The organism is Microcella daejeonensis (assembly GCF_026625045.1).
Taxonomy (GTDB): Bacteria; Actinomycetota; Actinomycetes; order Actinomycetales; family Microbacteriaceae; genus Microcella; species Microcella daejeonensis.
This window is the reverse complement of the sequence record NZ_CP113089.1, coordinates 2,019,804-2,043,396: the sequence shown is the minus strand read 5'-3', so window position 1 is coordinate 2,043,396 and position 23,593 is coordinate 2,019,804. Positions and strand designations below refer to the sequence as shown.

Here is a 23,593-nt window from a genome sequence, read left to right as displayed (position 1 = left end):
GGGCCCGCCACGACGGCGGGCCCCCGTCCCGCGTCCGGGCCCATCCGCGGCCCGCTCCCGCTCGTCCCCCGCGCGCGGCTCGCGCGAGGGGCCGCTCGGTAGTCTGGAGCCGATGGACACCTTCGACTGGGACATGTTCTGGCAGATCTGGGGCACGCCGATCCGCATCATCGCGCTGCTCGTCGGCGCGGGCATCCTGCGCGCCGCCCTGCGCTTCTCGATCAAGCGCGTCGTCGACCGCGTCGTCAGCGGCGTCAAGAAGGCGCAGGCGGTCGAGCACACCGTCGAGCTGAGCGCCTCGCCGCTGCACGCGGTGCGCGTCGTGCAGCGCACCCGCACGATCGGCAGCGTGCTCAACAACCTCGCCACCTGGGCGATCATCTCGGTGACGCTCGTGCTCGTGCTCGCCGAGCTCAACTTCTCGGTCACCGCCCTGATCGCGAGCGCCGGCGTGCTCGGCGCGGCGCTCGGCTTCGGCGCGCAGAACGTCGTGAAGGACATGCTCAACGGGCTGTTCATGGTGTTCGAGGATCAGCTCGGCGTCGGCGACATCGTCGAGCTCACCTCCACGCAGGGCCCGGTCTCGGGCGTCGTCGAGGAGGTCGGCGTGCGCGTCACCCAGGTGCGCGACGTCAACGGCACTCTCTGGTTCGTGCGCAACGGCGAGATCGTGACCGTCGGCAACAAGTCGCAGGGTTGGGCGCGCGTCATCCTCGACATCCCCGCGCCCTACACCTCCGATGTGGAGGCCGTGGAGGAGGTCATGCTCGCCACCGCCGTCGCGCTCAGCGACGAGCCCGAGTGGAAGCGCAAGGTGCTCGAGAAGCCCGAGATCTGGGGCATCGAGTCGATCTCGGCCGAGGCGCTCGTGGTGCGCCTGGTCGTCAAGGTGCGCACCGCCGACCAGTTCGACATCGCGCGCGAGCTGCGCCTTCGCCTCAAGCTCGCCCTCGACGAGATGGGCGTCACCCTGCCGGCGATGAACCGCCTCGTGCTCGACGCCATCGACGCCCCGAAGGCTCCGCGCAGCCGGAAGGCTGCCGCGGCCCCGGAGGAGAAGCCGTGAGCGACGCAGCGGCACCCGCGGGACCGGTCGACCCCTTCTTCACGCAGGTCGGCGGCCATGACACCTTCGTGCGCCTCGTGCGCCGCTTCTACGAGGGCATCGAGCACGACGAGGTGCTGCGACCGATGTACCCCGACGACGACATGGAGGGCGCTATCTGGCGGCTCACCGCGTTCCTCGAGCAGTACTGGGGCGGCCCCACCACGTACAGCGAGCAGCGCGGCCACCCGCGGCTGCGCATGCGGCACATGCCGTTCAAGGTCAACCCCGATGCGCGCGACCGCTGGCTGCACCACATGCGCGCCGCCGTCGACGAGCTGGCGCTGCCGCCGATGCACGAGGAGGCGCTGTGGGACTACCTGCAGCGCGCCGCGCACGCCATGGTCAACACCTTCGAGGAGTAGACCCGGCGCGCACGGCGCGACGGCGGGGTGGATGCTCAGCCCGCGAGCGCCGCCCGCAGACTCTGCTCGAGCGGCGTCGTCGGCCGGCCGATGAGGCGCGCCAGGTCGCCCGAGGTCGACGCCAGCAGGCCGGAGCGGATGTCGCCGTCGAGCGCCACGACGAAGCCCGCCGTGCCCGCGTCGAGCCCCGCGCCGGTGAGAGCCGCGACGTGCTGCTCGGGCGTGACCTGCTGCACCGCGATCGTCGCGCCCGTCACGGTGGACGCCGCCGCGGCGAGCTCGTCGAAGCCCCAGGCGACGTCGCCCGAGAGCTCGTACACGGCACCCTCGTGCCCCTCCCCCGTGATGACGGCCGCGGCAGCCTCGGCGTAGTCGCGTCGGCTCGCGCTCGCGACGCGCCCCTGGCCCGCGCTCGTCAGCAGCGCGCCGCTCTGCGCCGCCTGCTGCACGGCGCCGAGGTAGTTCTCGGTGTACCAGCCGTTGCGCAGCACGGTGACGGCGAGGCCGGAGTCGGCCAGCAGCCGTTCGGTCGCGGCGTGCTCGGGTGCGAGGACGAGCGGCGAATCGGCCGCATCGAGCACGCTCGTGTAGACGATGCGCCGCACTCCGGCACGCTGCGCGGCCTCGATCGCCGCCGCGTGCTGCGCGACGCGGGCTCCCACCTCGGAACCGGAGACGAGCATGAGGGTCTCGGCGTCGGCGAGCGCCGCATCCATCGCCGCCGCGTCGTCGTAGGCGGCCGCCACGATGCGCACCCCCCGCGCGGTGAGATCGGCGGAGCGCTCGACGGCGCGGCCGGTGCCGACGATCGCGGCGGGCTCGACGCCCCGGGCGATGAGCGCGTCGATGATGAGGCGGCCGAGGTGGCCGGTGGCTCCGGTGACGACGATGGTCATGAGGGGTGCTCCTTCGTGAGGGGGGCGCGATCGCGCGGGTCGACGGGGTCAACCGTCGCCGAGCATCCATACTTCCCGAAGCGCAGTACGCACTTTTCGGTAAGGTAGCGGGATGCCCCCCTCGGCTCCCTCCCCCGACGACGTCGGCGCGCTCAGCGCCCTGCTGCCGGGCGTCACCGACGGCGTGCTGCCCGCGGCCTGCCCGAGCCGCACCGTGCTCGACCACGTGACGAGCAAATGGGGCGTCCTCGTCATCATCGCCCTCAGCGACGGCACCCACCGCTGGAGCGCCCTGCGGCGGGTCGTTCAGGGCGTCAGCGAGAAGATGCTCGCCCAGACCCTGCGCACCCTCGAGGCCGACGGGCTCGTGCATCGCGAGGCGCGGCCGGTCGTGCCGCCCCATGTGGAGTACCGCCTGACCGAGCGGGGGCGCGGGCTGGCCGAGCATCTGCTGCCCCTCATGGGCTGGATCGCGCAGAACGCCGACGACATCGTCGCCGAGGCCGCGACCCGCTGAGCCTGCTCGGCAGCGGGCATCCCCGGCGACGCCGACCGCGCATTGCTACCCTCGCAGGCGGCACGACCGCCGTCCGCCCCGATTCGATGAGGACTCCCGTGAGCGACACGACCCCCGCCCCCGTTCCCGCCGGCTGGTACCCCGACCCCGCCGGAGGCCCGGGCCGCCGCTGGTGGAACGGCACCGCCTGGACGGAGCAGGTCGAGCAGCCGTACTCGGCCGGCTACGCCCCGCCGGTGCTCGGCGCGCCGGCCGGAACGGCCCCGTACACGCCGTGGATCTGGATCCTCGCGCTGCTGCCGCTCAGCTCGCTGCTGTCCTTCTTCCTGCTCGACGTCGAGGCGATCGTCGCGCAATCCCTGGCGAGCGACCCGTCCGACCCGTTCGCGATCCCCGCCCCGACCACGGGAGAGCTGCTGACGAACGGCCTGGGCTTCGCCGCCTGGGTGCTCGGCATCCTCTTCGCCTTCCTCGACTGGCGCGAGCTGAAGAAGCGCCGCGTCGACAAGCCCTTCCACTTCGCCTGGTCGATCCTGCTGTCGCTGGTCTACGTCATCGGCCGCTCGGTCGTGGTCAAGCGCCGCATCGGCACGGGGCTCGCTCCGCTGTGGACGGCCGTCGCCGTCACCGTGCTGAACATCGTCGTCGTCGTCGGGGTCACGATCCAGCTCACGGCCGCCGTGATCTCGGAGCTGCCGGCGCTCGCCCCCTAGCGCCTCGGCGCCGGGAGGTCAGCGCAGCGGCGTCACGGAGTCGCGCGCGCGACGATGCGGCGGGCGTGCCGCAGCACGGGCTCGTCGACCATGCGCCCCTCGTGCGCGAACACGCCGGGCCGGCCCTCCGCCGCGGCGAGCAGGGCGCGGGCCGCGTCGACCTCCTCATCGGAGGGGCGGTACGCCTCGCGGATCACCGCGACCTGCGAGGGGTGGATGCACGCGCTCGCACTGAAGCCCTGCGCCGCCGCATCGCGCGCCTCGGCCGCGAGGCCGTCGACGTCGGCGATGTCGAGATGCACGGCGTCGATCGCCGCGATGCCCCGGGCTGCCGCGGCGAGCAGCACCCGCGCTCGGGCGTGGACGGCGGCATCGCGGTACCGCCCGTCGACGTGCCTGCTGGAGGACCCGCCGAGGGACGCGATGAGATCCTCGGCGCCCCACATGAGGCCGACGACGCCCTGCTGGGCAGCGAGCGACTCGGCGGCCAGCACCCCGGCGGCGGTCTCGACGAGGGCGATCACCTGCCAGCGGTCGAGGCTGCGGGCATCCACCGCCTTCGGCAGCATGAGCCGCCGGTAGCCGGTGCGCGCGAGCATCGCGAGATCGCGCTCGTGATCCTCGGTGCCGATGGCGTTCACCCGCACGATGACGCGCCCGGGGTCGACGGGGGTCGCGAGCAGCGCCTCGCGCGCGCGCTGCTTGTCGGCCGGCGCGACCGCGTCCTCGAGGTCGAGGATGACGCCGTCGGCCCGGTCGAGCGCCTTCGCGTAGCGCTCGGGCCGATCGGCCGGGCAGAAGAGCAGAGCCGGGCCGGGCAGGCCGCTCACGCGCCCTCCTCCGCTCCCGGTGCGGCGCCCCGGCACCACACGAGGGTCGATCTCTCGGCGGTGGCCACGATCTCGCCGTGCTGATCGCGGCCGGTGTGCACGAGGCTCACCACGCCCTGACCCGGTCGGGAGGCCGAGAGCCGGGCACCCGTCACGAGCGTCTCGCTGTACAGGGTGTCGCCGAGCAGCAGGGGTCGGGGGAACGCGACCGCGCCGAAGCCGAGGTTCGCGACGAGGGTGCCCTGGGTGAGCTGGGCGACCGATGCCCCCACGATCGTCGCGAGGGTCAGCATCGAGTTGACCAGCCGTTCGCCGAAGGGCTGCGTCGCCGCCCAGTGCGCGTCGAGGTGCAGCGCCTGGGTGTTCATCGTGAGGGTCGTGAAGAGCACGTTGTCGGCCTCGGTGATCGTGCGGCCCGGAGCGTGCACGTAGGTCGCGCCCTGCTCGAACTGCTCGAACCAGAGCCCGCGCTGCACGATGCGGCGCCCGGCCGCGGCAGCGGCATCCCGGTCGTCGACGCTCATGAGCGGATGCCCAGCTCGCGCGCGATGAGCATGAGCTGCACCTCGGTGGTGCCCTCGCCGATCTCGAGGATCTTCGAGTCGCGGTAGTGCCGGCCGACGAGGTACTCGTTCATGAAGCCGTAGCCGCCGAAGATCTGCGTCGCGTCGCGGGCATTGTCCATGGCCGCCTCGCTCGCCGCGATCTTGGCGATGCTCGCCTGCGCGGTGAAGGGCTCGCCTGCGACCATCGCGAAGGCGGCGTCGTAGGTGGCGAGGCGGGCCAGATGCACGCGCGAGCGCATGCGGGCGAGGGTGAAGGCGATGTGCTGGTTGGACGAGACGGGGCGACCGAACACCGTGCGCTCGCCCGCGTAGCGCAGCGCCTCGTCGAGGCAGCCCTGCGCGACGCCGACGCCGAGCGCGGCGATCGCCACCCGGCCCTCGGTGAGCGTCTGCAGGAAGTTCGCGTAGCCGCGGCCGCGCTCTCCGAGCAGGTTCTCGGCGGGCACCCGCGCCTTCTGGAAGGTCAGGGGGTGGGTGTCGGAGGCGTTCCAGCCGACCTTGTCGTAGGCGGGCTCGACGGTGAACCCCGGCGTACCGCTCGGAACGAGGAAGGCGCTCAGCTCGGGCCGCCCCGCCTCGTCGCGGCCGGTCACCGCGGTGACGGTCACGAGCTCGGTCCGAGGGGTGCCGGAGTTCGTGATGAACTGCTTCGAGCCCGAGATGACCCACTCGTCGCCCTCGAGCACGGCGGTGGTGCGGGTGGCCCCGGCGTCCGTGCCGGCCTCCGCCTCGGTGAGGCCGAAGCCCGCGAGCGCGCGGCCTGAGGCGAGTCGCGGCAGCCAGTGCTGCTTCTGCTCCTCCGTGCCGCTGCGCAGGATGGGCATCGCGCCGAGCCCGACGGCCGCTTCGAGCGTGATCGCGACCGACTGGTCGACGCGCGCGATCTGCTCGATGGCGATGCACAGGTCGACGTAATCGCCGCCCTGACCGCCGTACTCCTCGGGCACGGGCAGGCCGAACAGACCCATCTCGCCCATCTGATCGATCACGGGCCAGGGCAGGGCGTGGGCGCGGTCGGCCTCGTAGGAGGCCGGGGCGACCACCTCGTCGGCGAACTCGCGCACGAGCTGCTGCAGCTCGAGCTGCTCCTCGGTGAAACCCCTCATGATGTCGCTCCTTCGCGCTGGGTCGAGTTCGGTGCGGCCGGGTCGGCCGCGGCTCCGTCGGGGACGGCAGAGGCGGTAGGGGCGATAGGGGCCGGTGGCGCCGGTTCGGCCAGGGCCTCGACGCGGGCGACGAGCTGGCGCTGACGCACCTGGTCGCCGACGTCGACGACGAGCTCCACGACGGTCCCCGCGAACGGGGCCGTGACGGCGTGCTCCATCTTCATCGCCTCGACGACGAGCAGAGGGGCCCCGGCTGCGACGACGTCGCCGACCGCGACGGCGATCGATACGACCGACCCGGGCATCGACGCGCGCACCTCGGGGTCGACGGCGCCCTCGATGCGGTCGAGCGTCGCCCGGTGCTCGGCGAGCAGCTCCTGCCGGTGCCGCACCCGCCAGGCGCTCCCGCCGGCGGCCCGCGGTCCAGTGCGGGTGAGCCAGACCGTCCCGTCATCGTCGTGCGCGACGAGGACGGCGGTGCGCACCTCGTCGAGGGCGACCACGACCCCGTCGTCCCGCCGATCGAGCACGACGCGGGCGGGCACGGCCGCGGCGAGAGCGGCGGCATCCGGATGCGCCCCGTCGACGAGAGCGACGCGGCGGGCCCCGGCGGCGCCCGAGACGAGCACCGTGGTCGAGCCGCCGCTCGCGTCGGCGACGACGTAGCGCACCGGTCGGGATCCCTGCAGGCGGAAGCCGGTGGGCCGCGCCCACGGGCCGGAGCCCGCGGCCGCGCGCTCGCGCTCCTCGTGCGCGAGCAGGGCGACGGCGACGATGGCGGCCTCGTCACGAGCGGGCGCCGCGGCCGCCTCCTCGGCGGCGCGGCGCTCGACGAGCCCGGTGTCGAGGCGGCCGCCGCGCACATCGTCATCGGCGAGCAGACCGCGCAGCGCGCCGAGGTTCGTGGGCACGCCGAGCACGACGGTGCGCGCGAGAGCCGCATCGAGCCCGGCGAGCGCCGCCGCGCGATCGACGCCGTGCACGATGATCTTCGCCAGCAGCGAGTCGTAGTGGGCGGTCACGATCGACCCGAGCTGCAGCCCGGAGTCGACCCGCACGCCCTCGCCGCCCGGCTCGCGCAGGGCGAGCACGGTTCCCGTCGCGGGCAGGAAGGCGGCGTCCTCCGCGCACAGCCGGGCCTCGATCGCCCACCCGGATGTCGTCACCGGCGGCAGGTCGAGGGCCTCCCCCGCGGCGACCCGCAGCTGCTGCTCGACGAGGTCGATGCCCGTGACGAGCTCCGTGACCGGGTGCTCGACCTGCAGCCGCGTGTTCATCTCCATGAAGAAGAACGCCGACGGATCGGCGTCGGAGACGAGGAACTCGACGGTGCCCGCTCCGCGGTAGTCGACGCTGCGGGCGACGGCGCAGGCCGCCTCGCCCATCGCGGTGCGGGCGGCGTCGTCGAGCAGCGGGCTCGGCGCCTCCTCGATGACCTTCTGGTGGCGGCGCTGCAGCGAGCACTCCCGCTCCCCGAGGGAGAGCGTCGTGCCGTGCTCGTCGGCGAGCACCTGCACCTCGATGTGACGAGGGCGCTCGATGAGGCGCTCGAGTAGCAGGGCGTCATCGCCGAAGACCGCGAGGGCCACGCGCCGCGCCGTGCGCAGCGCCGCGGGCAGCTCGGCGAGGTCGCGCACGACCGTCATGCCCTTGCCGCCTCCGCCCGCGGAGGGCTTCACGATGAGCGGCACGCCGACGTCCTGGGCGGCGAGGACGAGCTGCGCGTCGGACATGCCGGGCTCGCCCGCTCCGGGGATGATCGGCACGCCGTGGGCCGCGACGTGCGCCTTGGCGCGCATCTTGTCGCCCATCACCTCGAGCGCCCGCAGCCCTGGGCCGACGAGCGCGATGCCCGCCTCGGCGCAGGCGCGCGCGAGCACGGGGCTCTCCGACAGGAACCCGTAGCCCGGATGGACGGCCGAGGCGCCCGCGGCGCCGGCGGCTCCGACGACGGCGTCGACGTCGAGGTAGCTCTGCGCCGCGGGCGCGGGGCCGAGCCGCACGGCCTCGTCGGCGAGATGCACGTGGGGGGCATCCCGATCGGCGTCGCTGTAGACCGCGATCGAGCGGATGCCCATGCGCCGCAGCGTGCGGATGATGCGGCAGGCGATCTCACCGCGGTTGGCGACGAGCACGCTCTCGAAGGGAGGCATCCTGCATCACATCCTGAAGAGGCCGAAGGCCGGATCGGGCAGCGGCGTGCGGCTGCAGACGTCGAGGGCGAGACCGAGGATCTCGCGGGTGTCGGCCGGGTCGATGATGCCGTCGTCCCAGAGTCGACCGGTCGAGAAGTAGGGGCTGCCCTGCTGCTCGTAGAGCGCACGCACGGGGGCCTCGAAGGCCTCCTGCTGCTCGGGGCTCCAGTCGTCGCCGAGCTGCTCGCGGCGCACGGTGCCGAGCACGGAGGCCGCCTGGGCCCCGCCCATGACGGAGATGCGGGCGTTCGGCCACATCCAGAGGAACCGCGGCGAGTAGGCGCGCCCGCACATCGAGTAGTTGCCCGCCCCGAAGGAGCCGCCGATGACGACGGTGAGCTTCGGCACGCGCGTCGTCGACACCGCGGTCACCATCTTCGCGCCGTGCTTGGCGATGCCGCCCGCCTCGGCGTCGCGCCCGACCATGAAGCCCGAGATGTTCTGCAGGAACAGCAGCGGCACCCCGCGCTGATCGCACAGCTCGATGAAGTGCGCGCCCTTCTGCGCCGACTCGCTGAACAGCACGCCGTTGTTGGCGACGATGCCGACGGGGTGGCCGTGGATGCGGGCGAAGCCCGTCACGAGGGTCTCGCCGTACTCGCGCTTGAACTCGTGCCAGCCCGCGCCGCCGTCGACGAGCCGCGCGATGACCTCTCGCACGTCGTAGGGCGTCGGCACGTCGGGCGGAACGACGTCGTAGAGGCTGCCGGGGTCGATCGCCGGCGGCGTCGACGGCGCGACCTCCCAGACGGGCGGCGCCGGCGCGGGCAGGGTGGCGACGATGTCGCGCACGATCTGGAGGGCGTGCCGATCGTCGTCCGCGAGGTGGTCGACGACGCCCGAGACCGTCGCGTGCACCTCCCCGCCGCCGAGCTCCTCCGCGGTGACGACCTCGCCGATCGCCGCCTTCACGAGCGGCGGACCGCCGAGGAAGATCGTGCCCTGCCCGCGCACGATGACCGTCTCGTCGCTCATCGCCGGCACGTAGGCGCCGCCCGCCGTGCACGAGCCCATGACGGCGGCGATCTGCGGGATGCCCTGCGCCGACATGCGCGCCTGGTTGAAGAAGATGCGCCCGAAGTGGTCGCGGTCGGGGAACACCTCGGCCTGCAGCGGCAGGTAGGCGCCGCCGGAGTCGACGAGCGCGATGCACGGCAGACGGTTCTCGGCCGCGACCTCCTGCGCCCGCAGGTGCTTCTTGACGGTCATGGGGAAGTAGCTGCCGCCCTTGACCGTCGCGTCGTTGGCGATCACGAGCACCTGGCGGCCCTCGACGAGCCCGATGCCCGCGATGACCCCGGCGCCCGGAGCCTCGTCGTCGTAGAGCCCCGTCGCGGCGAGGGGCGCGATCTCGAGGAAGGGGCTGCCCTCGTCGAGCAGCGCGTCGATGCGCTCCCTCGGCAGCAGCTTGCCGCGGGCGGTGTGCCGCTCGCGCGAGCGCGGCGGCCCGCCGAGCGCTGCGGTCGCGAGGCGCTCGCGCAGCTCGTCGACGAGCTGCCGCATGCGGGCGGCGTTCGTCGCGCCGGTCTCGGGCGTCGTCGTCGTACCGAGGGTCTCCATCGACCGCTCTCCTCGTCCTCCGGGAGCGTGTCGTGGCGCCCTCGGCTCGCGTCGCGCACCGCAGCTCGGTTAGCCGCGATTCACTCGATCAGGTTAGCGAGCGTTCACCGGGCTGTCTACACTGAGGCCGTGGCGAGCGGATCGGGGACGGGGACGACGCCGCCGACCGACGCGCCGGCGGAGGCCACTGCGCGCGCGCGGGCGAAGGCTGAGCGGCGCACCGAGCTCCTGCGCGCAGCGGCGCGGCTCTTCGCCGAGCGCGGGTTCCCGCGCGTCTCGCTCGACGATCTCGGCGCCGCGGCAGGGGTGAGCGGGCCCGCCGTCTACCGCCACTTCGCGAGCAAGCAGGCGGTGCTCGCGGCCGTTCTGCTCGACGCCAGCGAGGGCTTGCGCACGGGCGGCGCCGCCGTCGTCGAGGCCGCGGGAGGCGCCCGCGTCGCGCTCGAGCGCCTCGTCGCCTTCCACGTCGAGTTCGCCCTCGCGAATCCCGACGTCATCCGCGTGCAGGATCACGATCTCGACAGCCTCGCCGAGACCGACCGGCACGCCGTGCGGGCGCTCCAGCGGCAGTACGTCGAGCTGTGGGTCGGCGTGCTCGCGCGGCTGCGCCCCGAGGAGGCGCGCGCGGCGCTGCGCACGCGCGCCCACGCGACCTTCGGACTGCTCAACTCCACGCCCTACAGCGATCGACCCGGCTCCTCGGCGACGACGCGCAGCACGCTCGAGCGCATGGCGCTCGCCGCGCTCACCGCCTGAGCGCGGCGAGCGCGAGCGGAGCATCCCGAAGCGCGGCATCGCACCGCGATGGCAGCACATTCGGCGCACCGCAGCAGCGAGTTCCCCGCAGCGTCGCGCGGAATGTGCTGCGCTCCACTGCCGCACCGCGCGGAACGTCCTGCGCTCCACTGCCGCACTGCGGGGAACGTGCTGCGCTCCACAGCCGCACCGCGCGCCGCACCGCCCGCGCTAGAGCAGCGCGAGCACGCTCGCCGGATCGCGCAGCACACCCGCGATGTCGGTGAGGAACCGGGCGCCCTGCTCCCCGTCGACCAATCGGTGATCGAACGACAGGCTCAGCGTCATCACCTCGCGCAGCGCGATGCCGCCCTCGAACTCCCACGGCTGCCGCCGCACGGCGCCCGTCGCGAGGATCGCCGCCTCGCCGGGCACGAGGATGGGGGTGCCGCCGTCGACGCCGAGCGAGCCGATGTTGGTGATCGTGATCGTGCCGCCCCGCATGGCCTGCGGCGTCGTGCGCCCCTCCCGCGCGGTCGTCGCGAGCTCGCGGATCGCGCCGGCGAGCTGCGGCACCGTCAACGCCTCGGCGTCGGGGATGCACGGCACGACCAGCCCTCTCGGCGTCGCCACGGCGATGCCGAGGCCGACGCGCCCGAAGCGGATGATCTCGCCGGCCTCCTCGTCCCATCGGCTGTTGACATCGGGCGTGCGGCGCACGGCGAGGCAGAGCGCCTTCGCGACGACGGCAAGCAGGCTCGCATCGTGCCCGGCCGCTCGCAGTCGGGCCACGAGCTCGGTGGTCGCCGTGACGTCGACCGTGAGAAACTCGGTGACGTGCGGCGCCGTGAACGCGCTGGCGACCATCGCCTGCGCGGTCGCCCGACGCACTCCGCGGATGGGGGTGCGGGTGTCGGCGCTCGGCGAGGGCGCGGCGAGGGGATGCTCCGCCCGCGCCCGATCGGCGGCCGCGGTGACGTCGGCGCGCGTGACGGCGCCGCCCTCCCCCGTGCCGACGAGCGCGCCGAGGTCGACCCCCCGATCGTGCGCGAGCTTGCGCACGGGGGGCGTCGCGAGCGCGGCGCCCCGGCCTGCCGGGCGAGCGAGATCGTCGCGGAGCCGGGTCGAGGGGCTCGCGGGCTCGGGCAGCGTGCGGGGCCGACGGGCCGGACGACGGCCCGTCTCGACCGCCGGCCCGTAGCCGACGAGCACGGCCGTGCGGGCGGATGCACCGACAGGCGCCTCCGCCGACTCCGCGGGAGCCGTGCCGGTCTGCTCCGCCGTCGCGGCCGGCGCCCCGGCCGGCAACGCCGGCGGCACGGCCGCAGTGTCTGCCGCAGCCGAGACCCGGTCGGCCGCCGCGCCTGCCGTGCCCCGCTCCGGGTCGGCTGCCGCGCCCGCCGCCGCGCCTGCCCCCGCGCCCGCCGCGGCATCGGCCGGCACATCGATGGAGAGCAGGGGCGCCCCCACCTCGACCGTGCCGCCCGCCTCGGCGTGCAGGGCGGTCACGATGCCCGCCCACGGCGAGGGCAGCTGCACGACCGCCTTGGCCGTCTCGACGTCGGCGATCGTCTGGTTCAGGGTGACGCGGTCGCCGACGGCGACGTGCCACTCGACGACCTCCGACTCGGTGAGCCCCTCCCCCAGGTCGGGCAGGGCGAACTGCTTGACGGTCATCGCTGGCTCCATCCGGTGAGGGCGTTCGCGCGGCCGAGCACCCGGTCGACGGCGTCGAGGATGCGGTCGAGGTCGGGCAGGAAGTGCTCCTCCGCTCGGGCGCTGGGGTAGGGGGTGTCGAAGCCGGTCACGCGCGCGGGCGCGGCCTCGAGGTGCAGGAAGCAGCGGTCGGTGATGCTCGCGGCAATCTCAGCGCCGAGGCCGCCCGACTGCTGCGCCTCGTGCACGATCACGAGCCTGCCCGTGCGGCGGACGCTCGCCTCGATCGTGTCGAGGTCGAGCGGGGCGAGCGAGCGCAGGTCGACGACCTCGATCGAGACGCCCTCGTCGCTCGCGGCCACGGCCGCGTCGATCGCGGTCGCCACGAGCGGCCCGTAGGCCACGATCGTGACGTCGGAGCCCTCGACGACGACGCGCGCGCGGCCCATCGGCTCGGCGCGGCCCGGCTCGTCGAGCACCGTCTCGTCCACCTTGCCCTTCGTCCAGTAGCGGCGCTTCGGCTCGAAGAACACCACGGGGTCGTCGCAGGCGATCGCCTGGCGCAGCATCGTGTGGGCGTCCTGCGGGGTCGAGCAGGTCACCACCCGCAGCCCCGCCGTGTGGGCGAAGTAGGCCTCGGGCGACTCGGAGTGGTGCTCGACGGCGCCGATCCCGCCGCCGTAGGGCACCCGGATGGTGAGCGGCATGCGCACGGAGCCGCTCGTGCGGTAGTGCAGCTTCGCGACCTGCGCGACGATCTGGTCGAAGGCCGGGTAGATGAAGCCGTCGAACTGGATCTCGCAGACGGGGCGGAACCCGCGGAAGGCGAGGCCGACGGCCATGCCGATGATGCCGGATTCCGCGAGCGGCATGTCCATCACGCGGTCGTGCCCGAACTCGCGCTGCAGTCCGTCGGTGACGCGGAACACCCCGCCGAGGGCGCCGATGTCCTCCCCCATGAGCACGACGCGGTCGTCGTCGGCGAGGGCCCGGCGCAGGCCGGAGCCGAGAGCCTTGGCGAGGGTGAGCTCGGTCATTCGGCCACCTCCCCGATGCTCCGGAGGTACGCGGCCTGCTGCGAGCGCTGGCGGTCGAGCCCGGCGTGCGGCTCGGCGTACACGTGGTCGAAGATCGACAGCGGGGCGGGCTGCGGCAGGGACGTGCATCCCGCCCGGAACGCCGCCGCGACCTCGTCGGCCCGCGCGGCGACGCGCGCCTCGGCCTGCTCGGTGAGCACGCCCTGGGCGCGCAGGTACGCCTCGAGGCGGGCGATCGGATCCTTGCCCGCCCACTCCTCCCGCTGCAGCGGGTCGACGTAGCGCGTGGGGTCGTCGCTCGTCGTGTGCGGCCCCATGCGGTAGGTCACGGCCTCGATGAAGGTCGGCCCGTCGCCGCGGTGCGCGCGCTCGAGCGCCCACCGGGTGACCGCGAGCACGGCGAGCACGTCGTTGCCGTCGACGCGCACGCTCGGAATGCCGAAGCCCGGCGCGCGCTCCGCGATGGGGCGCTGCGCCTGCAGCCCGACGGGCTCCGAGATGGCCCAGTGGTTGTTCTGGCAGAAGAAGACGACGGGGGCAGCGAAGGAGGCCGCGAAGACCATCGCCTCGTTGACGTCGCCCTGCGTCGTCGCCCCGTCGCCGAAGTAGGTGACCGCCGCGGTGTCGACGCCGTCGCGACGGCAGCCCACGGCGTAGCCGACCGCGTGCAGGGTCTGCGCGCCGATGACGATCGCGGGCGTCGCCATGCTCACCGCGTACGGGTCCCAGCCCGACTGCGAGGTTCCGCGCCACACGCGCAGCAGATCGCGGGGCTCGACGCCGCGGCAGTAGGCGACGCCGTTCTCGCGGTAGCTCGGGAACACGAAATCGTCATCGCGCAGCGCCCGGGCCGAGCCGACCTGCGCGGCCTCCTGCCCGAGCAGCGGCGGCCAGAGACCGAGCTCGCCCTGCCGCTGCAGCGCGGTGGCCTCGACGTCGAGGCGGCGCACGACGACCATGTCCTCGTAGAGGGAGAGGAGCCGCTCACCCGTCGCGTCGGCGACGTAGGGCTCGTAGAGGGGATGCTCCGTCCGCGTCCCCGCGGGATCCAGGAGCTGCACCAGCTCGTCGCGCGGGGGCTCCCCGGCGGGGCTGTCGAGCATCGATCCGATGCTCTGGTCGTGCCTGCTGTGGTCCTGCCTGCTCTGGTCGTGCCTGCTGTGGTCGTGCCTGCTGTGGTCGTGCACTGTCGTACGCAACGATTCTCCGATCCGCCGCGCCGCCAGCGGGTGAGCCGGTGCGCGGGCGATCCTCACAGCGCCGGCCTGTGGGCCCGCACTGACCCGGGCGCCGTTGCCCGGAGTTGCGTTCGACCGTAGTCAGGTCGTGCCCCGAGGGCAAGATCGACCCGCCGCGGATCGGAGGGAGCCTCGGCTCAGAGAGCGCCGACGACCTGCTTGACGAGCACGTGCCCGCGCCGGGTCGAGAAGCGCAGCCACGCCCCCGAGGCGAACTGCTGCACGGGGTCGTCGCCGAGGAAGCCGAGGCTCTCGAGCGCGAAGGCCGCCCCGGCCGGGATGTGATCGTGGCCGGGCAGTGCGCGCCCCCACACCTCGCGGCGCACGCGGTGCACGAGGTCGGCGCCCAGAGCGCCGGGGACGGCGGCGGCGACCTCCTCGATGCCGGCGCGCGCGGCGGCGGCGAGCGGGGCGGGCTCGAGCGGGGCCATCCGCTGCCAGCCCGAGCGGGGCGGCGTGATCGCGGCCCAGACCACGGAGCGCACCGGGTCGGGAACGCGCAGCTCGACGGGGGCGCCGGGCTCGGCCGGGGCATCCCCCGCCCCCATCGCGCCCTGCAGCGCCGAGGCGAGCTCGGCGATCGCGACCACCGCGTCGACGGCGCCGTCGACGAGCGCGAGGCTGCGGAGCCCGAGGACGGTCGGGCTGCGGTCGAGCAGGCCCTGCGGGTGCACGACGGCGGCGGAGACGGCGAGCACTCCCCCGCCGGCCTGCAGGCGCACGGCGCCGCCCGGGTCGAGGCGGGCGGCGCGGGCGAGGAAGGTGGCCAGATCCTGCGCGGTGGCGCGGTCGGGCAGCAGCAGGGTCGAAGGCATCGCTCCCTAGACTACGGGCGTGACCGACTCCACTCCCGACCCCGTCGCGGGCATGCTGCAGGCCCTCTCCCTCGCCGACACCGGCGCCCGCACCACGGAGGACGTGTTCACCGCGCCCAGCCAGTGGATGCCCCAGGGCCGGGTCTTCGGCGGCCAGGTCATGGCGCAGTCGGTGCTCGCCGCGAGCCGCACGGTCGAGGGCGAGCGCGCCATCCACTCCATGCACGGCTACTTCCTGCGCCCGGGCGACGTCGCCGAGCCGATCACCTTCTCGGTCGACCGCATCCACGACGGGCGCTCGTTCTCCACGCGGCGCACGCAGGCGTTCCAGAAGGGCGTGCCGATCCTCTCGATGATCGCCTCCTTCCAGGACGACGACCCCGGGCTCGACCACCAGGCGACGATGCCCGAGGGGATCCCGCAGCCGGAGGATCTGCCGAGCGCGGCCGAGGTGCTCGCGCCCATCGACCACCCGGTCGCCCGCTTCTGGGCGCAGGAGCGCCCCTTCGACCTGCGGCACGCACCCGACCCGATCTACTTCCGCAGCGCCGAGGAGCGCACGGCGCACCAGGCGGTCTGGTTCCGGGCGCTGGATGCCCTGCCCGACGACCCGGAGCTGCACCGGGCCGCCCTCGCCTACGCGAGCGACTACTCCATCCTCGAGCCCATCCTGCGCCGCCACGGCAAGAGCTGGATCACGCCGGGCCTGAAGATGGCGAGCCTCGACCACGCCATGTGGTGGCACCGCCACGCCCGCGTCGACGACTGGCTCTGCTACGTGCAGGAGTCGCCCAACGCCATCGGCGGGCGCGGCCTCTCGCTCGGCCGCATCTTCACCCGCGACGGGATGCTCGTCGCGAGCGTGGCGCAGGAGGGCATGGTGCGCGTCCCGCTCGACGACTGAGCCGCACGGCGCGCGTACTCTCGGGCCATGACGCCTCAGAGCTCCCGCCGCACCCCTCCCCGCACCTGGCACGAGAAGAGCACCGAGCGCCTCACCCGGGGCGAGCGCGCCGCCGACACCCTGCGCAACTCGATGGGCAGCTGGCCCTTCGTCGGCGGGTTCCTGCTGTTCATGGTGCTGTGGGCGGCCGTGAACGAGTTCGGGGCCGCGTGGGACCCGTACCCCTTCATCCTGCTGAACCTGTTCCTCAGCATGCTCGCCGGCCTGCAGGGGGCCATCCTGCTCATCGCCGCGAAGCGGCAGGATGCGATCGCCGCGGCGCTCGCCCAGCACGACTTCGACACGAACCTCGCCGCGAAGGCCGACATCGAGGCGGTGCTGTCGATCAACCGCGCGCAGAGCGAGATGCTCGCCGAGCTGCGGACGATCGTCGACCGCCTGGAGCGCGGCCGGCCGCGCTGACGGCGAGGTCGGCGGACGGCGCGCGTCAGTGACCGTGCGCCGACTGCCATACCGGGAACGGATCGGCGTACCCCGCCCATGCCATCGGCCCCTCCAGCAGCTCGCCGGGGGTCAGCAGCGCCGAACCGAGGGCGTCGACGATCGCCGCGCGTCGCAGGCCCGACCCCATGAGCACGAGTTCTTGGCCGGCCGGCGCCTCTGGGTCGTCGGACGTCATCGTCGTCGGGTCGAGCCGCAGGACCTCCCCCGCCGTGCACCACGATCCGACGCGCTCGACCCTGCTGGCGAGTCGCACGAGGCCTCGGGAGCGCCAGATCGTGCCGACCCTGGACGGCGCGAGCCCGCGCTCCACGACCTCGGCGAGCCGGTAGGGATGGAATGGGCGCGGATCACGGAACACCACGACGTCGACCGCCGGGCCCGACAGCAGCGCGCCGCGGAGGGCGAGCATCCACCCCTGGCACCGTCCGAGGTCGTCGACGGGCGCCCGCAGGATGCCGCGATAGCGAGACCGGTCGAGGCCGCGCTCATCGAGCACGGGCGATCGGGGATTGAGGGCGCGGACGAGGTGCCGCAGTCGGGGGTCGTCGCCGCCGGCCACGACGATCGCGGTCGCCGCCTCGATCCGCTGGGCGGTCGCCTCGGGAGCGTCGAGGTCGTGAGCGCCGCCCTCGTGGAGAAGGACCCGCAGCTCACGAGCGTGCGCGACGGTGACGACGTCGCTCAGTCGGACTCGGGCAGCGGGATGCTCCATCGCCCAGTGCTGCTGCAGCACCAGCGCGGTCTCCAGCGGGTCGAGAGAAGGATGGAGGGAGAGCGCGAGGGCACCGTTGAGCCCGGCGCGGGCGGCGGCGGAGACGGCGGCGGCCAGCGAATCGGCCGTTCCCGGTCCTGCATCACCGACCGTCCATCGCTCATCCGCGATGACGGCCTGCATCCGCCGTCGCAGCACCGCGTCCGATCCGGTCACAAGGGTGACGCGCACCCTCTCCTGCTCGCTCCGCATGATGCACTTCCCATTCGATGGTCTACCTTGTTGATAACCATACTCAATAAGGAGGATCCATGAAGGTCCGCAACTCGCTCAAATCCCTGAAGCGAATCCCCGGAGCGCAGATCGTGCGTCGGCGCGGCCGCGTGTTCGTCATCAACAAGCAGAACCCGCGCATGAAAGCTCGCCAGGGGTGACGACGCGCGCCGCCCCGCCCCGGTGCGCCGATGGCGCATCCACGGGGACGGGGCGGCGACCAGCCCTCTACGGGCCTCAGCCGCGCCGGGCGTGCGCCCTCGCGGCGCTCGACGCCGGATCGGCCGCGACGGGCGTCATCGGCGCATCCTTCTCGGGGACGAGACGCGGCCCCTCGGCGGGGAAGACGTGCTTCGGCTCGGGGAACAGGAACAGCGCGCCGAGGTACAGCACCGCCGCCGAGACGATCGCGACGAGCAGGCTGATGTCGGCGCCGCCCGCGACGTTCGTGAAGGGGCCGACGATGATCGGCGGGTAGTTGGCGAACGTCAGCCCGAGCACGGCCGAGCCGATCCAGGCGACCATGCCGCGCCAGTTCACACCGGCGCTGAACCAGTAGCGGCCGCCCGTCTCACCGCGGTTGAAGACCTGCAGATCGCGGCGGTCGAAGGCCCCGCGGCGCACGATGAAGCCGATGGCCATGATGATCATCCACGGGGTCGTCGTCACGACGATGGCGCCGACGAAGGCGTTGACCGCCGCCAGCAGGTCGAAGAACAGGCGGCCGAGGAGGATGAACAGGAACGCTGCGACGCCGATCGAGATCGTCGCCGTGACGCGGGTGAAGCGCGGGAACACGGACGAGAAGTCGAGGCCCGTTCCGTAGAGCGAGGTCGAGCCCGTCGAGAGCCCGCCGATGAAGGCGACGACCATGAGGAGCACCGCGTACCAGAGCGGCGCGGCCTGGATGAGCTCGAACACGTAGTCGATCTCGCCCGCGACGAGCGTCGCCGTGGCGACCCCGAAGAGGAACGGGATGAGCGTGAGCCCCTGGCCGAGCGCGGTGGCGGCGAGGATGCGCCGCTTGGGCGTCGCGGCGGGGATGTAGCGCGACCAGTCGCCGAGGAAGGCGCCGAACGAGATCGGGTTCGACATGACGATGAGCGCCGAGAGGATGAAGGTCGGCCAGAAGGCGCCGAGGGCGAGGGCATCGGGCCCCGGGTCGTAGCCCGGGTCGAACACGGTCGCGAAGGCGACGATCGCGAGCAGGAACAGGATCGTGTTGGCGATCGCCGCCGTCTTGTTGATGAGCAGCATGAACTGGTAGCCGAACACCACGACGACGATCACGATGAGGCCGATGAGGCCGTAGATGACCGTGCGCAGCCCGATCGAGTCGGGCACGCCGAACAGGCGGCTGAGCCCGCCGACGAGCGCGTCGCCGCCCACCCAGACCGAGATCGAGTAGAAGGCGATCGCCGTCAGCAGCGACAGGAACGAGCCGACGACGCGACCGCGCACGCCGAAGAAGGCGCCCGAGGAGACGGCGTTGTTCGTGCCCGTGCGCGGACCGAAGAGCCCCATGGGCATGAGGAACAGGATGCCCACGCCGAGGCCGAGCACGACCGCGGCGACGGCCTGCCAGAACGACAGCCCAAGCGCGATCGGGAAGGTGCCGAGCAGCACGGTGGCGAAGGTGTTGGCGCCGCCGAACTGGATGCGCATGAGATCGATCCAGGTCGAGGTGCGATCGGCGTCGGGGATCGTGTCGATCCCGCGCTGCTCGACCTCGGTCGCGCGCGGGCGGGCATTGAGGGCCGTGTCGTCGGAGAGGACAACCACTCTGTTGTCGGTCATTGCGATCCTTCGCTGGGGAGGCGGACGAATGACGCGACTCTAGACCGGTTGCACCCTGTGGGGCAACATTTGGTGTCTCACATGCACCCGGTCCGACACGCTGAGGAGGACGCGACCGGCATCGGGCGCGTCGGTACTCGAGCCTCAGCGGCGTCGGAACTCGAGCGGCGGCTCGTGGAAGGGCAGCCACAGCGCGCGCTCGCGCGCGCTGATGCGACGGGGACGGCCGGATGCGGCATCCACCATCACGATCGTCGTCGCGGCGCACGCGTACAGCACGTCGTCCTCGGTGCCGGCCGGGCCGTGCACCTCGTAGCAGACCTCGAGGCTGGCCCCTCCGATGGCGCCGAGCCAGAGCTGGATGTCGAGCGGATCGCGCAGGTGCGGAACCGGCAGGAGGTACTCGACCTCCTGCCGGGCGATGAGGCTGAGCGTGCCGTCATCCATGTGCAGCTCCGGCAGCGGCTCGGCGAGAGCGCTGCGCCCCGGCCAGAAGACCTCGATGCGCGCCTCCTCGAGCAGCGTGAGCATTCGGGCGTTGTTGACGTGCCCGTACGCATCGAGATCGCTCCAGCGCAGCGCGATGGGCACGTGGACGCGCGTCATCGCCGGCGCCCTAGTCGCGCGTCAGCTTGCGGTAGGTCGAGCGGTGGGGCTTCGCCGCGTCGGCGCCGAGGCGCTCGATCTTGTTCGCCTCGTAGGCCTCGAAGTTGCCCTCGAACCAGTGCCAGTAGCTCGGGTTCTCCTCCGTGCCCTCGTAGGCCAGGATGTGCGTGGCGATGCGGTCGAGGAACCACCGGTCGTGCGTGATGACCACCGCGCAGCCGGGGTACTCGAGCAGCGCGTTCTCGAGGCTGCCGAGCGTCTCGACGTCGAGGTCGTTCGTCGGCTCGTCGAGCAGCAGCAGGTTGCCGCCCTGCTTGAGGGTGAGCGCGAGATTCAGCCGGTTGCGCTCACCGCCCGAGAGCACGCCGGCCTTCTTCTGCTGGTCGGGGCCCTTGAAGCCGAACTGCGAGACGTACGCGCGGCTCGGGATCTCGGTCTTGCCGACCTGGATGTAGTCGAGGCCATCGCTCACCACCTCCCACAGCGTCTTGTTCGGGTCGATGCCGCCGCGGCTCTGGTCGACGTACGAGATGTCGACCGTCTCACCGATCTTGAGCGTGCCCGCATCGAGCTTCTCGAGGCCGACGATCGTCTTGAAGAGCGTGGTCTTGCCGACGCCGTTCGGGCCGATGATGCCGACGATGCCGTTGCGGGGCAGCGTGAAGCTGAGGCCGTCGATGAGCACGCGGTCGCCGAAGCCCTTGTGCAGCTTCGTCGCCTCGATCACCTGCGCGCCGAGGCGCGGGCCCACGGGGATGACGATCTCCTCGAAGTCGAGCTTGCGCGTCTTCTCCGCCTCCGAGGCCATCTCCTCGTAGCGGGCCAGGCGCGCCTTCGACTTGGCCTGGCGGCCCTTCGCGTTGCTGCGCACCCATTCGAGCTCGCCGGCGAGGCGCTTGGCGAGCTTCGCATCCTTCTTGCCCTGCACCTCCAGGCGCGCGGCCTTCTTCTCGAGGTAGGTCGAGTAGTTGCCCTCGTAGGGGTAGAGGCGGCCGCGATCGACCTCGGCGATCCACTCGGCGACGTGGTCGAGGAAGTACCGGTCGTGCGTGATGGCGATCACGGCGCCGGGGTACTTCTGCAGGTGCTGCTCGAGCCAGAGCACGCTCTCGGCGTCGAGGTGGTTGGTGGGCTCGTCGAGCAGGAGCAGATCCGGCTTCTCGAGCAGGAGCTTGCAGAGCGCCACGCGGCGCTTCTCGCCGCCGGAGAGGTGGGTGATCATCTCGTCGCCGGGCGGGCAGCGCAGAGCATCCATCGCCTGCTCGAGCTGGGAGTCGAGATCCCAGCCGTTCGCCGCATCGATCTCCTCCTGCAGGGTGCCCATCTCCGCCAGGAGCGCGTCGAAGTCGGCGTCGGGGTCGGCCATCGCGAGCGAGATCTCATTGAAGCGGGCGAGCTTGTCGTGCAGCGCGCGCACGCCGTCCTGCACGTTCTCCAGCACCGTCTTCGACTCGTCGAGCTCGGGCTCCTGCATGAGGATCCCGACGGTGTAGCCGGGGCTCAGCCGCGCCTCGCCGTTCGAGGGGGTGTCGAGCCCGGCCATGATCTTGATGATCGTCGACTTGCCGGCGCCGTTCGGGCCGACCATGCCGATCTTGGCGCCCGGGAGGAAGGACATGGTGACGTCGTCGAGGATCAGCTTGTCGCCGACCGCCTTGCGGGCGCGGACCATGGAGTAGATGAATTCGGCCATGCCCCCAGTGTAGGGAGCACGAGCGAGCCGATCGGCCGTGTCAGAGGTGCCGTGGGTCAGGCCGACGGCCGTTCGAATAGCGAATGCCGCCGCGTCAGACCGTTTGCGGGGCCCGCACGGGTGGGGCACTCTGATCGTCAACGACGCGGGAAGGGGCCGGGGGGCCTGGAGCCGCGGTCGAATCGGTGGAGCCGACCCGTTCGGGTCGGGTCGGCTCCACCGGATCACGGGTCTGCTGCTCCCGGCTCATTCGGGTGAGCCGGGAGCGGCGACCACGGATCATCTCCTCCGCGCTGTGCGAGCATGAGTGCCCCCGGTCCGGGATGCGACGCGGATCGGGCACGGCGACGGGCGACGGAGCAAGATGAGCGTGAGCGAGGCACTCGGCGGTCGCTGGGCGACACATCCGGTGGTCTGGCTGCTCATGCTCCCCGCCGCCTCGATGCTCGTCGTGCTGCAGGAGCTCGAGCCCGGCACCCCGACACCCGCGTGGGTTCTGCTCTCGGCATTGGCCCAGCACCTCGTCGACGGCGCCGTCGTCGTGGGCGGCGGCGCGCTCATCCGCCGTCGCCACCCGGTGCTGCCCGTGCCCGTCATCGCCGGGCTGTGGCTGCTCGCCGCCATCGGGCGCAGCGTGACGGGCGCCGCCGTGGCGGTCGCCGCGGGCGGGCGCGACCCCGAGCTGCTCTTCCGCCTGCTGAGCTGGAGCCTCACGAGCGCCGCCTGGGTGCCCGTGACCGTGTACGCGATCGCGGTCATCATGAAGCGCCGCGCCACCCTCGGCGAGCTCGACGTCATCGAGCAGCGGTTGCGGGCGCTCCGCGATCGCGAGCTGCGGACGAGCGAGACGACCCGCGCCTACCTGGTCTCCTCGTTGAGCGAGACGGTCGTCCCGGTGCTCGACGCTCTGCAGACGACGCTCGCGGCGACGCGGCACAGCATGTCGGGGGCCGCAGCGGCCGAGATGAGCCTGCGCATCTCGCAGGTGCACGACCGGGTGCTGACGGTCGTCGACTCCGTCGGAAGCCTCCCCGAGCACGAGGAGGCCGTCGCTCCCCGCCCCCCTCGCCTCAGCCGCGTCGTCGACCTCCGGCCGGACCGGCCGTGGTCGACCGCTCTGCTCATCGGGCTCTCGACGCTCGCTCTGCTCCTGCCCCCGGCCGCTGCCGCGTACGGGGCGCCCTCGACGATCGAGCTCCTCGTCGCGACGGCGGCGGCCGTCCTCGCCCTCGGCGCGATCCCGGCCGCGCTCGAGCGCTGGCCGATCCCCGGGGTCCCGGCCTACATGGCGACGCTCGCCGGCGGCGTGGTCTCGGTCGTGATCGCGCTCCTCGTCATGCTGACGAGCGGCATCGATTCGATCACCAGCAACGGGCTGCAGCTCGCCCCGCTGCTCGCCTTCAGCCTGGGCGGCGGCAACGTGATGATCCGGTCGGCGATCGCCGTCTCGAACGCCAACGATGCGGCGGAGTCGGTGCGCGCCTACCGCGGTCGCGAGCTCGAGGCGCTCGAGGTGCGGTACCTCGCCGTCGTCGCGCAGGAGCGCGAGCGTCTGGCGCAGATCATGCACGGACCAGTGCAGGGCCGCCTGGCCGCGTGCGTCATGGCGCTCAACTTCCACGCCGGACCGGACGCGGAACCCGGCGAGGTCGCCGCGATCGCCGAGCGGGTGCTGGATCACCTCTCCGCCGCCTCCTCCGATCTCGGGATGCTCATCTCGCGCCCGGCCTCCTCGGGCTCCTCCGTCTCCGCACCCGAGGTGTGACGATG

Annotated in this window: 23 protein-coding genes; 9 read left to right on the top strand and 14 right to left on the bottom strand. The window is 72.8% G+C overall.

Annotated elements, in window-relative coordinates; genetic code table 11:
* The first annotated feature begins 112 nt into the window (after positions 1-112).
* On the top strand, positions 113-1,066 hold the full coding sequence (locus OVN18_RS09945; protein ID WP_267736876.1) for a mechanosensitive ion channel family protein: 954 nt from the start codon (positions 113-115) through the stop codon (positions 1,064-1,066).
* A complete protein-coding gene (locus tag OVN18_RS09940) occupies positions 1,063-1,470 on the top strand; it encodes a globin (protein ID WP_267736875.1) in 408 nt (135 codons plus the stop codon). Before OVN18_RS09945 ends, OVN18_RS09940 begins: the two co-directional genes overlap by 4 nt.
* 35 nt (positions 1,471-1,505) lie before the next feature.
* On the opposite strand, the gene OVN18_RS09935 is transcribed toward OVN18_RS09940, so the two are convergent.
* Positions 1,506-2,366, bottom strand: coding sequence for an NmrA family NAD(P)-binding protein (locus OVN18_RS09935; protein ID WP_267780624.1), 861 nt, complete (start codon positions 2,364-2,366; stop codon positions 1,506-1,508).
* 112 nt (positions 2,367-2,478) lie between these two features.
* Between OVN18_RS09935 and OVN18_RS09930 the strand changes: the two genes are divergently transcribed.
* Together OVN18_RS09930 and OVN18_RS09925 are read left to right on the top strand one after the other, a co-directional pair.
* Positions 2,479-2,883, top strand: coding sequence for a winged helix-turn-helix transcriptional regulator (locus OVN18_RS09930; RefSeq protein WP_267780621.1), 405 nt, complete (start codon positions 2,479-2,481; stop codon positions 2,881-2,883).
* Between the two features lie 98 nt (positions 2,884-2,981).
* Positions 2,982-3,596, top strand: coding sequence for a DUF2510 domain-containing protein (locus OVN18_RS09925; RefSeq protein ID WP_267780620.1), 615 nt, complete (start codon positions 2,982-2,984; stop codon positions 3,594-3,596).
* 32 nt (positions 3,597-3,628) lie between these two features.
* On the opposite strand, the gene OVN18_RS09920 is transcribed toward OVN18_RS09925, so the two are convergent.
* The 5 genes from OVN18_RS09920 to OVN18_RS09900 are packed head-to-tail and all read right to left on the bottom strand — an operon-like array spanning position 3,629 to position 9,853.
* Positions 3,629-4,426: an HpcH/HpaI aldolase/citrate lyase family protein gene (locus tag OVN18_RS09920; protein ID WP_267780619.1), complete on the bottom strand. Its 798-nt coding sequence runs from the start codon at positions 4,424-4,426 to the stop codon at positions 3,629-3,631.
* Positions 4,423-4,950 carry a MaoC family dehydratase gene (locus tag OVN18_RS09915; protein WP_267736869.1) on the bottom strand — a complete coding sequence of 176 codons (528 nt, stop codon included), beginning with the start codon at positions 4,948-4,950 and terminating at the stop codon, positions 4,423-4,425. Before OVN18_RS09915 ends, OVN18_RS09920 begins: the two co-directional genes overlap by 4 nt.
* Positions 4,947-6,098 (bottom strand): acyl-CoA dehydrogenase family protein, encoded by a 1,152-nt coding sequence (locus OVN18_RS09910; RefSeq protein ID WP_267780616.1) that lies wholly within the window; start codon positions 6,096-6,098, stop codon positions 4,947-4,949. The genes OVN18_RS09915 and OVN18_RS09910 overlap by 4 nt, the downstream gene beginning before the upstream one ends.
* Positions 6,095-8,251 carry an acetyl/propionyl/methylcrotonyl-CoA carboxylase subunit alpha gene (locus tag OVN18_RS09905; protein ID WP_267780615.1) on the bottom strand — a complete coding sequence of 719 codons (2,157 nt, stop codon included), beginning with the start codon at positions 8,249-8,251 and terminating at the stop codon, positions 6,095-6,097. The genes OVN18_RS09910 and OVN18_RS09905 overlap by 4 nt, the downstream gene beginning before the upstream one ends.
* 6 nt (positions 8,252-8,257) lie before the next feature.
* Complete coding sequence (locus OVN18_RS09900; RefSeq protein ID WP_267780613.1) at positions 8,258-9,853, bottom strand: carboxyl transferase domain-containing protein; 1,596 nt, start codon at positions 9,851-9,853, stop codon at positions 8,258-8,260.
* Between the two features lie 129 nt (positions 9,854-9,982).
* Between OVN18_RS09900 and OVN18_RS09895 the strand changes: the two genes are divergently transcribed.
* Positions 9,983-10,609 carry a TetR/AcrR family transcriptional regulator gene (locus tag OVN18_RS09895; protein WP_267780611.1) on the top strand — a complete coding sequence of 209 codons (627 nt, stop codon included), beginning with the start codon at positions 9,983-9,985 and terminating at the stop codon, positions 10,607-10,609.
* A gap of 210 nt (positions 10,610-10,819) precedes the next feature.
* Here OVN18_RS09895 and OVN18_RS09890 read toward each other — a convergent pair whose 3' ends face one another.
* From OVN18_RS09890 to OVN18_RS09875, 4 genes are all read right to left on the bottom strand, one after another.
* Entirely contained in the window at positions 10,820-12,265 is a 1,446-nt protein-coding gene (locus tag OVN18_RS09890; RefSeq protein ID WP_267780608.1) for a dihydrolipoamide acetyltransferase family protein, read from the bottom strand.
* Positions 12,262-13,281, bottom strand: a complete 1,020-nt coding sequence (locus OVN18_RS09885) for an alpha-ketoacid dehydrogenase subunit beta (RefSeq protein ID WP_267780606.1) — start codon at positions 13,279-13,281, stop codon at positions 12,262-12,264. The genes OVN18_RS09890 and OVN18_RS09885 overlap by 4 nt, the downstream gene beginning before the upstream one ends.
* Complete coding sequence (gene pdhA / locus OVN18_RS09880; protein ID WP_267780604.1) at positions 13,278-14,384, bottom strand: pyruvate dehydrogenase (acetyl-transferring) E1 component subunit alpha; 1,107 nt, start codon at positions 14,382-14,384, stop codon at positions 13,278-13,280. The genes OVN18_RS09885 and pdhA overlap by 4 nt, the downstream gene beginning before the upstream one ends.
* Positions 14,385-14,656: 272 nt before the next feature.
* Positions 14,657-15,334 carry a hypothetical protein gene (locus OVN18_RS09875; protein ID WP_267736860.1) on the bottom strand — a complete coding sequence of 226 codons (678 nt, stop codon included), beginning with the start codon at positions 15,332-15,334 and terminating at the stop codon, positions 14,657-14,659.
* A gap of 52 nt (positions 15,335-15,386) precedes the next feature.
* On the opposite strand from OVN18_RS09875, the gene OVN18_RS09870 reads away from it, so the two are divergent.
* Positions 15,387-16,238: an acyl-CoA thioesterase gene (locus tag OVN18_RS09870; protein WP_267782997.1), complete on the top strand. Its 852-nt coding sequence runs from the start codon at positions 15,387-15,389 to the stop codon at positions 16,236-16,238.
* A 27-nt stretch (positions 16,239-16,265) separates the two neighbouring features.
* Positions 16,266-16,700: a DUF1003 domain-containing protein gene (locus OVN18_RS09865; RefSeq protein ID WP_267780601.1), complete on the top strand. Its 435-nt coding sequence runs from the start codon at positions 16,266-16,268 to the stop codon at positions 16,698-16,700.
* A 25-nt stretch (positions 16,701-16,725) separates the two neighbouring features.
* On the opposite strand, the gene OVN18_RS09860 is transcribed toward OVN18_RS09865, so the two are convergent.
* Positions 16,726-17,685, bottom strand: coding sequence for a GTP-binding protein (locus OVN18_RS09860; protein WP_267780599.1), 960 nt, complete (start codon positions 17,683-17,685; stop codon positions 16,726-16,728).
* Positions 17,686-17,765: 80 nt separating this feature from the next.
* On the opposite strand from OVN18_RS09860, the gene ykgO reads away from it, so the two are divergent.
* The gene (ykgO, locus tag OVN18_RS09855) at positions 17,766-17,888 is read left to right on the top strand and encodes a type B 50S ribosomal protein L36 (RefSeq protein ID WP_267736857.1); all 123 of its coding nucleotides are present in this window, start codon (positions 17,766-17,768) and stop codon (positions 17,886-17,888) included.
* A gap of 76 nt (positions 17,889-17,964) precedes the next feature.
* Here the strand turns inward: ykgO and OVN18_RS09850 are convergent, their stop codons facing one another.
* The 3 genes from OVN18_RS09850 to ettA all read right to left on the bottom strand — a co-directional run bounded on the left by OVN18_RS09850 (position 17,965) and on the right by ettA (position 21,823).
* Entirely contained in the window at positions 17,965-19,524 is a 1,560-nt protein-coding gene (locus tag OVN18_RS09850; protein WP_267780596.1) for a purine-cytosine permease family protein, read from the bottom strand.
* A gap of 144 nt (positions 19,525-19,668) precedes the next feature.
* Positions 19,669-20,130 carry an acyl-CoA thioesterase gene (locus OVN18_RS09845; protein WP_267780594.1) on the bottom strand — a complete coding sequence of 154 codons (462 nt, stop codon included), beginning with the start codon at positions 20,128-20,130 and terminating at the stop codon, positions 19,669-19,671.
* A 10-nt stretch (positions 20,131-20,140) separates the two neighbouring features.
* Positions 20,141-21,823: an energy-dependent translational throttle protein EttA gene (gene ettA, locus OVN18_RS09840; protein ID WP_267736853.1), complete on the bottom strand. Its 1,683-nt coding sequence runs from the start codon at positions 21,821-21,823 to the stop codon at positions 20,141-20,143.
* A gap of 370 nt (positions 21,824-22,193) precedes the next feature.
* Here ettA and OVN18_RS09835 point away from each other — a divergent pair, with 370 nt between their 5' ends.
* Positions 22,194-23,588, top strand: coding sequence for a hypothetical protein (locus OVN18_RS09835; RefSeq protein WP_267780592.1), 1,395 nt, complete (start codon positions 22,194-22,196; stop codon positions 23,586-23,588).
* Positions 23,589-23,593 lie beyond the last annotated feature (5 nt).